We start from the raw sequence: 13877 nt of genomic DNA, 5'->3' as shown, positions 1-13877 counted from the left end.
GGTGGTCCTCAGGTTTCGTCCAGGTCGCTCCCAGACTCACCCTCTAGCGTTGCTCACATGGCCGCGACTGTCACTGGGCGCACCCCCTCCCTCTCACGCGCAGTGATGGTCGCGGCCGCACTCGTCCTCGCCGCCGCGGCCGTCTTCCTGGTCGCCGTGCGGACACCGACCGGCCAGCGCATCGACCAGTGGCTCCTGGACGCCGGTCGACGTATCCCGAAGGCCGACGTACCGGCCATCGTCACGATCGACATCGTTTCCAACCCGCTGCTGTGGCTGGGGGTCGCAGCCGCCGTCGTGGTGCTGATCCAGCTCGGACGGTTCCGATCGCGCGCCGAGGCCCGGCACACGCTGATCGTGACCGTGGCATTGCTCTCGTTTCCACCGGCCGCCATCCTGGTTGCCCGCATCCTGCGCGACCACGTCCTGACCCGTCCGCAACTCCACGATTGGATCACCGAGACGTCCAACTCGGCACCGAGCGGCCACGCCGCGGCGGTCACTGCCGTCGCCGTGGTGCTGATCCTTGCCACTCCCCCGGTGCTGCGCCCATTGATCGGCATCGTGCTCGGAGGCTGGGCCGCGGTGATCGGCGTCTCGCTCGTCGCGGCCGGCTGGCACCGCCCCAGCGACGTGCTGATCTCGGTGCTCTTGGTGGCAGCGGCCGGGATGCTGCTCCCCGATCCGTGGCGTGGACCTCGCAGCCGTCGTGTCGAGGAACCCACCTCAGCCGACCGGCCAGACCACCCGTTCGAGAGGTCGGCCGTCGACCAGCCGACCGATGTTGTCGCACTATCTACTCCTTGATGGCGGCCGGTCGGGCCACGCTGGTCAATTAGGCGCTGTACAGGCGTGCCCGAGACGCGCAGAACAAGTGCAGCATCCTGCACGACGACATGGCCGCGAAGCTCGTTGACGCCAGCGACCAAGGCTTCGTGAAGTTCCGAGGGCCGCGATCCGGCTACGGAATGCGGGCGCTGGGTTGGTTCCCATCGGTGAAGACCTACAGCTCAATCCATATCGCACTGATCCGCCGTGACTCCTTGCCCTGAACAGCCAATCTGCATCTTGCCGAGTCGAGGCAGTCGGCCTAGCCTGGACCGACAGGTACATCGGGACCCGGGGCGTTCGTGCCGCGGCTGTCCACCTCCCGATGCAATTCGTGATCATCTTGGCCTCTCCTCCACACGATCCCGTCTACGCGCACATCTCGTCCTGGGAGTACGGCTGCTGCGGCACCACTCCCACCCAGGGCGCACAGGTCACCGGTAGCCTGTCCGCGTTTCCGGCAGATCCGGACCATCGGTTTCTGGTGCCGGCGCCGACATCCTGGGACAGCGATCTCGACCTGATCCGCTTTCCCGGTGGCTCGGCACACTGGGCACCGGACCTCGATGATCCGCGAGGCCGAGCGCTGATGCTGTCCATGTCGTGGCATGAGACCGCTGCCGTTCGACCCGAGGTCGTCGCCACCATCACCGCGGTGTATGAAACCTCGACCCTCGCCCGGCGCGCGGGAGACGAGTGGCACCTCGTATCGGACTCCCGGGAGTACACCAGTGTCACTGCGGCAGAACGGCACCCGCACTCGGCGGCCGAGGATGACCGCACCGGCGAGGTTCGATCCGTCGGCGGCGTGGTCGTCGGGCTCGCCATCGACACCATCACCGAGCCCGGCCCCGACGAGATCGCCGAGTACCGTGCCGCCCGCGAGCGTGCCGCCCGTACAGTGCATCTCACCGGCCCGGCGGAGATCTTCGGCACCACCGTCCCTGCGCGCGGGGAACGACTTAGCGTCGATCTGTCCGATCCAGACCTGGACATCAACGGCGGCGAGGGGGTACCGCGATCGGTCGTCCGAGGTGAGGTCGGACAGGTGAGCATCAGCCGGCCGGTCATGCCTGGCTTCCGGGCCTATGTCGACGTCGAGGCCGGCACACCCGCGGCCATCGTGACAGATCTGCTCTTCGTGGTCCTCACGATCGACGCAGACGACATCTCATAGTCCGCGAGCACGTCATGTCGTCGGAACGGCCGAAAACCCGACCTTCCTGCACAAATGATGCGAAAACTACTCCTCGTTCACATCATGCGGTGTCACACTTGGTGAGTATGACCACCATTTCGCATCCCGTGGATCACACGGAGCTCGACCGCCTGATCGACGAGCTCGGACGCGGGGCGAACGCGTGGGCGTCGATGGCGCTTCACGAACGCGCAACGCTCCTTCTCCGGACCCGTGACACCGTGCGCGACAACGCGGCCGAGTGGGCCGATACGGCGATCCGGATCAAACAGACCCCACCATCGGTACACGGCGAAGAGTGGCTCGTCGGCCCTTACATCACCATGGCGACCCTCACCGCGACGGCGCAGACCCTGACGACTCTGGCCAGGGGCGGCAACCCGGTCGACGGAGTACCGGTCGGCCGGGCACCCGGCGGGCGGATCACCCTCGAGGTGTTGCCACATGGCGCGCAGGAAGCGTTGCTGCTCAACGGTTTCATCGGCGAGATCTGGATGCCGCCGGGTGTCGGGATCGACGAGGTGCGCGCGACGGCCGGGCTCGCCGCACGACGTCCCACCGAGAGTGGCGGCGTCGGTCTGGTCCTGGGCGCAGGCAATGCCACACTCATCGGACCACTCGATGCCCTGTACCAACTCGTCGCCCACAACCGCGTCAGCCTACTCAAGCTGAATCCGACCTTCGCCGAACTACTACCGGTGTACGAGAAGGCTTTCGCACCGCTGATCCGGCATGACATCCTACGAATCATCAACGGCGAGGGCGATGTCGGTGAGTACATCACCAGCCATCCGCAGATCGGACATGTCCACATCACCGGCAGCGCATCCACCCACGATGCCATCGTCTGGGGTCGCGGCACCGAGGGCGAGCACCGGCGCGCGGCCCACACACCATTGATGGCGAAACCGATCACCAGTGAACTCGGCGGTGTCTCGCCCATCATCGTCGTACCCGGAAAATGGTCCGACGCCGACCTCACCTACCAGGCCGAGAACGTCGCGACGCAGAAGCTGCAGAACAGCGGCCACAACTGCATCGCCGGTCAGGCCATGATCATGAGTTCGGCCTGGCCGCAACGCACGCAGTTCCTCGACGCCATCCGGAAGGTCTTCGACAGCTTGCCTCCGCGAGGCAACTGGTATCCGGGCAGTGACGGCAACATGGCCCGGGCCCACCACGCGTATCCCGGCGCCGAACGTCACGGTGGCCGGATGCTGATCGAGGTGGGCGATTCGACGTCGGACGAGCTCTACCGGACCGAGTACTTCTCGCCCGTACTGGGTCACACCACTATTCCCGGAGTCGGAGCCGACTTCCTGCGCAATGCGGTTCGGTTCGCCAATGATCGCCTCGTGGGCACTCTCGGCGCCAGTCTCATTGTCGCCCCGCATGATCGGAAGGCGATGGGGCCTGCTTTCACCGAAGCGATCGCCGATCTGCGTTACGGCACCATCGGGATCAACTGCTGGTCGGCCACGGGATACCTCGCCCCGGTGATGCCGTGGGGCGCCTTCCCGGGCAACACACTCGACGACGTGGGCAGCGGTATCGGTGTCGTCCACAACGCCCGGCTGATCGCCGGCCCCGAACGGGTGGTGGTGAACGGACCGTTCCGCCCGTTCCCACGCTCGTGGCTGGGCGGAGAGGCGTCGATGGCACCGCCGATGCCCTGGCTGGTGACCTCCAAGGCCAACACCTCGGCGTCGAAGGCGCTCACGCATTACGCCGCTCACCCGGGTTGGGGCCGGATACCAGGGGTGTTCAAGGCGATCTTGCTGCCCTGAGACGCTCGTTCGATCGGCCAAAGAGATGAACGAACATGCTGCCGCGCAGCGACATCGGGAGAACGTCGGCGAGGTGGAGGAGACGATTCGGCGGGGCCTGGCACAGATCGACGCACGCTGAGCGGCGGTCGCACGCCCACCCCGTGGTGACTCCACGATTGATCATGATGGATTCGCGTTACCATCGACACGTGCCCGCCGACATCCCCGACCAGGAGCCACCCGACATCCCGGCCTACGCGCCGGAGATGTGGCAGCGCCCCATCAGCCTGCCGGGGACCGTCACGATCGGGTTGTCGCGGGCCGAGCTGGCCGCCAATCAGATCGCCCGCCTGGCAGCCGGACTTCCCGCAGGCGAGCGAATCGGCAGCAAGGACGATATCCGCGGTATCTGCGAGGTGTCGGTCGGCACGGTCAACGAGGCCATCAAGCTCGCTCAGGAACGCGGCGTCATCACCTCACGACCGGGCCCGGGTGGCGGCATCTTCGCGACCGATCCCTCGCCGCTCTCGCGGATGAACGGCTGGTTTCGTGCGGCTGCGGCGGACAGTTCGTCTCTGCCCGAGTCGATTCAGATCCGAGACGCACTCGCACCCCTGCTCGTGACCGAGGTCATGAGCGCTCTCACCGACGACGACCTGCGTGCCCTCGACGAACGGTTGACCGATGTCCGCCGAACCCGCGCCTCCGGTGATCTGTCCGGCTTCGTCTGGGCTGCCTGGAACGTGCACGAATACTTCGCCGGTATCGGCAGCAGCCAACTTCTCAACAGCCTCTACCTCAGCATCATGGACGTCGGTACCTCACACCTGCAGGCCCACCTGGACGCGGCCCGCGAACAAGTCCCGGTGTACCTCGGCGGGCTCGCTCAGGCCGTCGAGGATCTGGTCGGCGCGCTCACCGCGCGAGACGCCGATGCGGCCGTTGCCGCACTGCGTCGCACCGATCCGACGATGATCCTGCGACCCGAATCAGTCGCATCCGCTTCCTGACACCCGGCTGAACTGCGACTATTCACGGTCTCGGCCCGCTTCCGTAATTAATCATGATGAATCTGACGAATTTCCTTGACAAGTGACCCGTGTCACGCGCAGGCTGTGATCCAAGTAATTAATCATGTTTATTTGGAGGTGCCGGGCGATGCTCGATCAACAGTTCCGCGATCTGATGGCAGGGGTATGTGCACCCGTCACGGTCGTCACGACCGCTGACACCGACGGTCCGCACGGCGCCACAGTGAGCTCGCTGGCCTCGCTCTCCCTGCGCCCCGCACTCCTGTCCATCGCGCTCGACCATCGTTCGAGTCTGCTGGCCCGCATCCTCGACACCGGGAGGTTCGGCGTGAACATCCTCAACTCGGGTCAGGATGACGTCGCGATGACCTTCGCCTCCCGCGCCGCGGATCGCTTCGCCGTCGCACCGTGGACCCTCGCCGGCGAGCTGCCGCGTCTCGACGAGGTGGCCGGCTGGGCGGCCTGCGAGCTGTTCCAGACCGTCGAGGCAGGCGATCACCTGCTGCTCATCGGCGCCGTCACCGATGCCGCATCCACCCACCGGCCACCACTTGTCTACGGACACCGGACCTTTGGTACCCACTCGCAATTCGCTGTTCGCAGCCGGCCGCCCATCATCGATCAGATAACCGCCTGCGCAAGCTGATTCACCGACGCCCGATCCACTTCCATTCACGACATCAGGAGACGAATATGACCACCACAGCCACCGCACCCACCGCACCCACCGAGGACCCGACCCCGGCCGAGGTCCCGACCGCCGCCGAACTCGTCGCTCGAGCGCATGCGTTGAAGCCACTGCTGGCGCGTAACGCCGCCCAGGGTGAGCAGGACCGCCGCGTCGTGGAGGAGAGCATCCAGGCGCTCACCGACGCCGGCCTGTTCCGGATCTCGGTCCCCAAGCGGTACGGAGGGTACGAGACGTCGATGCGCACCATGATGGATGTGTCGGCAGCCGTGGCCGAGGCCGACGGCGGCACATCGTGGGTGGTCACCCTCACCAATGTCTGCAACTGGCTCGTGGGCCTCATGTCGGAGAAGGCACAGGACGAGGTGTTCGGTGCCGATCCCGACGCCAAGGTGTCCGGGGTGCTGGCCCCCACCGCCGAGACCCGTAAGGTCGAGGGCGGCTATCGGGTCACCGGCAAGTGGTTCTACAACTCCGGATCGTGGCATGCCACCTGGGCCGCGATGGGCATCCCGATCACCGACGCCGACGGGAATGTGATCGACCAGGGAACTGCCCTGATCCCACGCGAGGACATGGAATTCGAGGAGACCTGGTTCGTCGCCGGGATGCGCTCGTCCGGCAGCAACTGCCTCATCGCCGACGACATCTTCGTACCCGACCACCGTGTGATGAGTGTGCCGCCGGCCCTCGTCGGCAACTATGCCACCGAGCACACCGACGAGGTGCTCTACCGCTCCGCACTCGTACCGGTACTCGCGCTGGTGCTCGTCGGACCGCAGCTCGGAATGGGCCGGGCAGCACTCGATTTCGTCATCGAGAAAGCGCCGAAGAAACCCATCTCCTACACCTTCTTCACCTCGCAGAAGGAGTCGACCGCCTTCCAGCTGCAGATCGCCGAAGCAGCTCGATTGATCGACACCGCCCACCTGCACGCCTATCGTGCCGCCGACGACATCGATGCTGCGGCAGCCAGTGGCGAGTACCCCGACTACCTGGCCCGGGCCAGGGTCCGGTCCGACACAGGTTACGTCGCCGAGTGCATCACCCGCGCCATCGACATTCTGCTCTCCGCCCACGGTGCCGGGTCTTTCGCGGAAGTCAGCCCTCTGCAACGGATCTGGCGCGACTCGGCCACCGGAGCCCGGCATGCCATCGTCGCGCCGGCCGTCAGCTACGAAGTCTACGGCAAGGCCCTTCTCGGGGTCGAAGAGCCAATCACCCCGATGGTCTGACCCGATACCACCAAAGGAGAACTCACTCATGCGTATTGCCAACCACGACGACCGTGCGGTCCTGGTGACCGGGGATTCCGGCGCCGAACAGGGTATCGACATCGCCACCGCGTCCGACGGACGCTTCGGGCCCGACCTGGTATCCGTCTATGACCGATGGTCCGAACTCGCCGATTGGGCAGCCTCTTTCGACGTCTCGTCCGCGGACATCTCGCCCATCGACCGCGCCCGCCTCGGCGCGCCGTCACCCCGGCCGCGTCAGGTGTTCGCCGTCGGCCTGAACTACGACGAGCATGCCGCCGAATCCGGTTTCGAGTCGCCGACACACCTGCCGCCGGTCTTCACCAAGTACGTGTCCAGCTTCTCCGGCCCCGACACCACCGTCGTCATCCCCGAGAACGGCGCGGTCGACTGGGAGGTTGAACTCGTCGCGATCATCGGTCGCGAGGCCACCGACATCGCCGAGAGCGACGCCTGGGATCACGTCGCCGGGCTGACGGTAGGGCAGGACATCAGTGAACGGATCACCCAGACCCGTGGTCCGGCACCGCAGTTCGGTCTCGGCAAGTCCTTCCCTGGATTCTCTCCGCAGGGACCGTGGCTGGTCACACCGGACGAGCTCGCCGACCGTGACGACCTCGAACTCGGCTGCACCATCGACGGTGAGGGCATGCAGAAGGGCCGCACCCGCGAGCTGATCTTCTCGGTCTCCCAACTGGTCGCGACCTTGTCGCGCAACGTGACCCTCTATCCGGGCGACGTGATCTTCACCGGTACCCCATCCGGGGTCGGCGCCGGGCGCGATCCCAAACGTTTCCTCGCGCCGGGCGAACGTCTCGACAGCTGGATCTCCGGCATCGGTGAACTCCACCAGACCTTCGTCTCCGCAACCTCCCAGGAAGCATCATCATGAGCTTGCATCGTCTCGCCTCGGTCACCGTGGGTGTGCCGAACGTCGCGGAAACCCGTTCCTATTACTCGGAGTTCGGCCTCACCGAGGAAGCTGACGGTTGGCTGTCAACGGTCGACGGCGGACGCCAACTCCGGATCCTCGATGCGCCGTCGCGTCGGCTGATCGGACTCACCGTCGGCGCCGACAGCCCCGACGACATCGACCAGATCGCCCACAATCTGAACGGGCTGGGCATCCCGTTCGACCGGACGGCCACCAGCATCGCGGCGACCGAGCAGGCCACCGGCCTGCGTGCCGTGGTCGAGGTGCAGCCCCGGATCACCCAGACCCATGTGGAACCGACGCCCTACAACGGGCCGGGCCGTCTCGAGCGCAAGACGTGCCGAGCGCCGGGCATCCTCCGGGAGAATCCGGTCAAGCCCCGCAAGCTCGGTCACGCCGTCATCGGCAGTACCGATCATGCTGTGACGCAGCGTTTCTTCACCCACGGCCTCGGATTCAAGGTCAGTGACGAGGTCAAGGGCCTGGCCGCGTTCCTGCGCTGCTCCACCGACCATCACAACGTCCTGGTGCAGCAGGCGCCGGTCAGTTTCCTGCACCACACGTCGTGGCAGCTCGACGACGTCGACGACATCGGTCGCGGCGCGACGCGCATGCTCGAGGCCGATCCCGATCGTCACGTCTGGGGTCTGGGCCGTCATCACGCCGGCTCCAACTTCTTCTGGTACCTCAAGGATCCGGCAGGCAACTTCAGCGAGTACTACTCCGACATGGACTCCATCGTCGACGACCAGCTGTGGACGCCCGAGGTGTTCGAAGGGGCCAAGGGTCTGTTCAGCTGGGGCCCGCCACCGCCCCCGTCGTTCCTGGCACCGGAGGACCTCGGTGCGCTGATGTCCGGCGTGCACAGCGCTGTCTGATCTCGATACGCCCTCCGCTGGCGCTCCGGGCCACTCGATCGGCGGAAATGCCGCCGCCGCTGGCTGAGCCCCTACCCGCCGGTTGAGTGGCGACGAGCGAGCGCAGCGAGCCCGCCGCGTATCGAAACCCCTCCCGCACAACACGAGGATCCCATGACCCCCGACATCACCCCGATCTGGCAGCCCTCCGACGACTCCGCGAACACCCAGCTCGCCCGGTTCGCCGAGTTCGTCTCCGCACAGACCGGCGTCGACCACCCGACCTACCACGATCTGTGGACCTACTCGACCGAGCAGGTCGGAGACTTCTGGTCGGCGGTCATGGACTTCTTCGACGTGCAGGCCGACGACGTTCCGGACGTCGCCTTACCGGATTCGACGATGCCAGGCGCCCGATGGTTTCCCGGTGCGCGAATCAACTACGCCGAACACGCGTTACGACGCCACGGCACCGACGACGGCACCGAGATCGCCATCATTGCGGTGGACGAGGCGGGTACCACGTCGAAGGTCACCTGGGATGGGTTGCGCGGCATGGTCGGATCGTTGCAGCGATGGTTGCGGACACAAGGCGTCGGTCGGGGCGATCGAGTCGTCGGATACCTGCCGAACTCCGTTCATCCCGTCGTCGCGTTGCTGGCCACCACCGGGATCGGCGCGATCTGGTCGGGTTGCGGACAGGACTACGGCGCCGCGGGTGCCGCGGCCCGGCTCGGCCAGCTCGAACCGACCGTCCTGATCGCGGCGGACGGCTACCGCTGGAACGGGAAGGCGCATGACCGGCGAGCCGAGGTCGAGCAACTGCGAGCTTCGGTGCCCACACTGCGGGCGGTGCTACAGGTGCCGATTCTCGGCTCCTGGCCCGACGCCACCGACACCCCGGGCGTGGCCGACTGGGACGGCGTCGTCTCCGACCCCGCCGAACCCGAGTTCGTCCGCGTCGAGTTCAACGATCCACTGTGGGTGCTCTTTTCGTCGGGGACGACGGGTGTACCAAAGGGCATCGTCCACTCACACGGCGGCGTGGTGATCGACCACCTGAAGCTGCTCGGGCTCCACAACGATCTCCGGCCCGGTGAGCGGTTCTTCTGGTACACCACCACCAACTGGATGATGTGGAACATGGTGGTATCCGGACTGTTGGTCGGGGCCACCATCGTCCTCTACGACGGCAGCCCCAATCACCCAGGACCCGAACGGTTATGGGAGATCACCGCCGACCATCGCGTCTCGGTTCTCGGTGTCAGCCCGGGCTACCTGGCGGGAAGCGCCAAGGCAGGTCTCCGTCCCGCCACCGCCTTCGATCTGTCCGCGTTGCGGGCCATCGGCTGCACCGGTGCACCGCTGCCCGCGCAGAGTTATCACTGGGTGCACGACGAACTCGGTGCTCATGTCCAGGTGGCGTCCACCAGTGGCGGCACCGATGTGGTCAGCGGATTCGCCGGCAGCGCCCCCACCACGCCGGTCTGGCCGGGGGAGATCTCGGCGCCGTTACTCGGTGTCGACCTGCAGGCGTGGGACACCGACGGTCGGTCGGTCGTCGGCGAGGTCGGCGAATTGGTGATCGCCACTCCGATGCCGTCGATGCCGGTGGCGTTCTGGAACGATCCGGACGGAAGCCGCTATCGGGACGCATATTTCGATGTCTATCCGGGTATCTGGCGCCACGGCGACTGGGTGACGGTCACCGAGCGCGGCAGCCTCGTCATCTCCGGCCGGTCGGATGCCACGCTGAATCGTCAGGGTGTCCGGCTCGGCAGTGCCGACATCTACGACGTCGTCGAGGACTTCCCCGAGATCCGTGAGTCTCTCGTCGTGGGAGCCGAGCTCGAGGGGTCGGGCTACTGGATGCCGCTGTTCGTGGTGATGGCCGATGGCGGCGTGCTCGATGACGACCTACGCAGACGGATCGGTGAGGCGATTCGATCGAAGGCATCGCCACGCCACGTCCCAGATGACATCATCGAGGTGCCCGCCATCCCGCACACGCGCACCGGCAAGAAGTTGGAGGTCCCGGTGAAACGCCTGATCCAGGGACGACCGCTGATGCAGGTCACCGGCGTCGACACCGTCGATGATCCGGACGCTCTGCGCTCTTTCGCGAAGTACGCAGACCGGACAGGAGTTTCCGGTGAGCGGTGAACTCGTCGACGTCCACGCCCACGTCCTACCGGACTGGTACGTCGACGCCGCGAAGACCGCCGGACACATCACGCCCGACGCGATGCCGGCGTGGCCGGAATGGTCTGTCCAGGACCATCTCGCGATGATGGATCAGGTCGGCATCGACCGATCCGTGCTGTCGATCTCCTCTCCCGGAGTGCATTTCGGCGATGATGCGGCGGCAGGTTCGCTGGCCGTCGAGGTCAACGATTTCATGCACGGTCTCCATCACGATCATCCCAACCGGTTCGAGTATTTCGCCACACTCCCCCTGCCGGACGTCGACGGCGCGATCAACGAGGCCCGACGAACCCGGGACGTCCCCGGCCGTGTGGGTGTGGGTATCGAGTCCAACGCGCACGGTGTGTATCTGGGCGCTCCGGCCCTCGAACCACTGTGGCAGGAATTGGCCGCGCAGAAGGCGGTGGTGTTCGTCCACCCGACCGCGCCACCAGGTTTCGATCCGACGCTGACCGGCTACCCCGCACCGCTGCTCGAGTATCTCTTCGACACCACGCGCACGATCGTCCATCTCGCCACAGCCGGTGTGCTGCTTCGTCATCCCGACATCCGGTTCGTGGTCCCGCATTGCGGCGCCGTGTTGCCGACGATGCTCAGTCGCGTCGAACTGTTCCGCCTGGCCGGGTTGGTCTCCGCCGACGTCGACGGCGATCTCGGTTGGGAAAGCCTATGGTTCGATCTGGCCGGCGCCCCGATACCCGATCAGCTGGGTGCATTCACTCGTCGATTCGGTACCGACCATCTGCTCTACGGCAGCGACTACTGCTTCACCCCGGCCTTTGCTGTCGACCTGCTGGCCAAGCAGTTGGACGACAACTGGCCGGACGCCGACGATCCCTGGCGCACGCGGGTTGCCGACAACGCGGTCACCCTCTTGAGGAGAACCCCGGAATCATGACGCACTACGTCACCACACCCGCGATCCGGGACTCGTTCATCATCCGCGACGTCACCGTTGTCGACGTCCTCGGCGGCACCCTCGTCCCGCATCGCGACATCCGGATCACAGCAGGGAAGATCGCGTTGATCGACGCCGCCCAAGACGAGGTCCGCGATGTCGAGAGCGTGGACGGCAGCGGCCGATTCGTCGTACCCGGTTTCATCGACGGTCACGCCCACGCGCTGAACACCCCCGACGACGTCGCCGGCGCGTACGCACTCATGCTCGCGAACGGGGTGGTCGGGTTCCGGCAGATGTCGGGCAGTCCCGCGCTGCTCGCCGACCGCGCCGCGGGCCGACTTCCGGCGCCGACCGGCGCGCCGGAACTACTCGCCACCCCCGGCATGCTCTTGACTCCCATGAATGCCGCGACTGCCGAGGCCGCCACCGACGAGGTGCGCGCCCAGCACGAGCAGGGCGCCGACTTCATCAAGGCGGGGATGACGCAGCATGACGGCTTTCTCGCCGCGCTCACCGAGGCCACCCGCCTGGGGATCCCGCTGGCGGGTCATCTTCCCGGCGACGTCGATCCCCGTGACGCCGCGCACGGGGGAATGCGCTGCATCGAGCACCTGGGTCCCGGACCGACGGTCTTTGCGGCCACCTCGTGCTGCGAAGCGGAGATCCGAGCGGTGCCACCGAAACAGATCCGGATACCGGGCGTGAAGATCCCGGGTATGGATCGGATCGTCGGCAAGCTGATCGCGCGACTGGTGGTGAATCCGGCGACGCGCACCTCTCCCACGGCCGCCGCGGAACTCACCCGCGCCGACGACACCTTCGACGCTGACAAGGCGGCAGAGCTCGCTGCGCTGTTCATCGAACACGAGACCTGGCAGTGTCCGACACTGATCCGCCTACACACCCAGCAGTTTCCCGATGCTACCGAACACCAACATGATCCGCGCCTGAAGTACATCGACGCGGCCGAGATCAAACGATGGCGTAAGGCGACACACCGATTCGACAAGCTCCCCGAGGCGACTCGCGCCGCGCTGCGTGACCATTGGGAAGCCCAGTTGCGGATGACGAAGGTGTTCGCCGAGGCCGGCGTGCCGATGATCGCGGGCACCGACGCGAATGGGGCGGGCTGGGTGATTCCCGGCTTCGCGCTGCACGACGAGTTCGACCACCTCGCCTCCGCCGGGCTGACGCCGCTGAAGATCCTGCAGATGGCGACGTCGGAGCCGGCACGGTTCTTCGGCCGGGGCGACACTCATGGTCGGGTCGCGGCCGGATTCAATGCGGACCTCGTTCTACTCGACCGAGATCCACTCATCGACCACACCGCACTACACGACGTCGCCGGGGTGGTCCGCGACGGTGGGTGGTGGTCGCGGCAGGATCTCGACGCCGTTCTGGCCCGATTGGAGGCCGACCCGACCGCGCGGTGATCGGCGTTATCGTGGATGACAGGACCGCAACCGAAAGAGATGACTTCGATGGCCGATGCCGACATCAACTTCTACTTCGACCCGGTGTGCCCGTTCGCCTGGATGACCAGCAAGTGGGTCCGCAAGGTGCGGGCACAGCGCGACTACACCGTCGACTGGCGGTTCATCTCGCTGCGCCGGCTCAACGCCCATATCGACTACGACGCACATTTCCCGCCGGAGTACGAGGCCGGTCACACGGCCGGCCTTCGACTGCTGCGGGCCACCGCAAGCGTTCGGCGTGAGCATGGTCGGGCGACGGTCGATTCCCTCTATGCGGCGTTCGGCACCCGCATCTTCGACACCCACACCGGTACATACACCGTGGATGGTGGCGACCTGCGCGGCACGGCCGACTTCCTCGGTCCCGTGCTCGCCGAACTCGGTCTGCCCGACCACCACGTTGCGGCGCTGGACGATTCGTCGTTCGACGCCGAGATCCAGGCCGAGACGGATGAGGCCCTGGCGCTGACCGGGCGGGACGTGGGCACGCCCATCATCCAGTTCGAGCCACCGGACGGAGTCGCGTTCTTCGGGCCCGTGATCAGCCGGTTGCCGAGCGACGACGATGCCGTGGCGCTCTGGGACCATGTGATCGGTCTTGCCCGCTTCCCCGGTTTCGCCGAACTGAAACGTAGCCTTCGCGAGAAGCCTCAGCTGACGGCATTCGGCGTGACCGATGCCGAGGTGGGCGTGCAAGAGGACTGGCATGGCGGGAGCCGTCGTACAAAGAAGTGA

12 protein-coding genes are annotated in these 13877 nt (G+C 66.2%); all 12 read left to right on the top strand.

Features of this window, described 5'->3' with window-relative positions:
- Positions 1–57 precede the first annotated feature (57 nt).
- The 12 genes from ACPXCG_RS18170 to ACPXCG_RS18115 all read left to right on the top strand — a co-directional run bounded on the left by ACPXCG_RS18170 (position 58) and on the right by ACPXCG_RS18115 (position 13877).
- Positions 58–807, top strand: a complete 750-nt coding sequence (locus ACPXCG_RS18170; protein WP_425793441.1) for a phosphatase PAP2 family protein — start codon at positions 58–60, stop codon at positions 805–807.
- Between the two features lie 355 nt (positions 808–1162).
- Positions 1163–2005 (top strand): DUF6578 domain-containing protein, encoded by an 843-nt coding sequence (locus ACPXCG_RS18165; protein ID WP_425793440.1) that lies wholly within the window; start codon positions 1163–1165, stop codon positions 2003–2005.
- 107 nt (positions 2006–2112) lie between these two features.
- Positions 2113–3813, top strand: coding sequence for an aldehyde dehydrogenase family protein (locus ACPXCG_RS18160; protein WP_425793439.1), 1701 nt, complete (start codon positions 2113–2115; stop codon positions 3811–3813).
- A gap of 191 nt (positions 3814–4004) precedes the next feature.
- Positions 4005–4805 carry a FadR/GntR family transcriptional regulator gene (locus ACPXCG_RS18155; RefSeq protein ID WP_425793438.1) on the top strand — a complete coding sequence of 267 codons (801 nt, stop codon included), beginning with the start codon at positions 4005–4007 and terminating at the stop codon, positions 4803–4805.
- 148 nt (positions 4806–4953) lie between these two features.
- Positions 4954–5472, top strand: coding sequence for a flavin reductase family protein (locus ACPXCG_RS18150; protein WP_425793437.1), 519 nt, complete (start codon positions 4954–4956; stop codon positions 5470–5472).
- A gap of 47 nt (positions 5473–5519) precedes the next feature.
- Complete coding sequence (locus ACPXCG_RS18145) at positions 5520–6749, top strand: acyl-CoA dehydrogenase family protein (RefSeq protein ID WP_425793436.1); 1230 nt, start codon at positions 5520–5522, stop codon at positions 6747–6749.
- Between the two features lie 28 nt (positions 6750–6777).
- The gene (locus tag ACPXCG_RS18140) at positions 6778–7662 is read left to right on the top strand and encodes a fumarylacetoacetate hydrolase family protein (protein WP_425793435.1); all 885 of its coding nucleotides are present in this window, start codon (positions 6778–6780) and stop codon (positions 7660–7662) included.
- Positions 7659–8582, top strand: coding sequence for a VOC family protein (locus ACPXCG_RS18135; RefSeq protein WP_425793434.1), 924 nt, complete (start codon positions 7659–7661; stop codon positions 8580–8582). Before ACPXCG_RS18140 ends, ACPXCG_RS18135 begins: the two co-directional genes overlap by 4 nt.
- Before the next feature lie 153 nt (positions 8583–8735).
- Positions 8736–10724 (top strand): acetoacetate--CoA ligase, encoded by a 1989-nt coding sequence (locus ACPXCG_RS18130; RefSeq protein ID WP_425793433.1) that lies wholly within the window; start codon positions 8736–8738, stop codon positions 10722–10724.
- A complete protein-coding gene (locus ACPXCG_RS18125; protein WP_425793432.1) occupies positions 10714–11664 on the top strand; it encodes an amidohydrolase family protein in 951 nt (316 codons plus the stop codon). Before ACPXCG_RS18130 ends, ACPXCG_RS18125 begins: the two co-directional genes overlap by 11 nt.
- Positions 11661–13100, top strand: coding sequence for an amidohydrolase family protein (locus ACPXCG_RS18120; protein ID WP_425793431.1), 1440 nt, complete (start codon positions 11661–11663; stop codon positions 13098–13100). The genes ACPXCG_RS18125 and ACPXCG_RS18120 overlap by 4 nt, the downstream gene beginning before the upstream one ends.
- A gap of 48 nt (positions 13101–13148) precedes the next feature.
- Positions 13149–13877: a hypothetical protein gene (locus ACPXCG_RS18115; protein WP_425793430.1), complete on the top strand. Its 729-nt coding sequence runs from the start codon at positions 13149–13151 to the stop codon at positions 13875–13877.

Source organism: Gordonia sp. DT218, assembly GCF_049847105.1.
GTDB lineage: Bacteria > Actinomycetota > Actinomycetes > Mycobacteriales > Mycobacteriaceae > Gordonia.
This window is presented reverse-complemented; position numbering and strand designations above follow the sequence as displayed.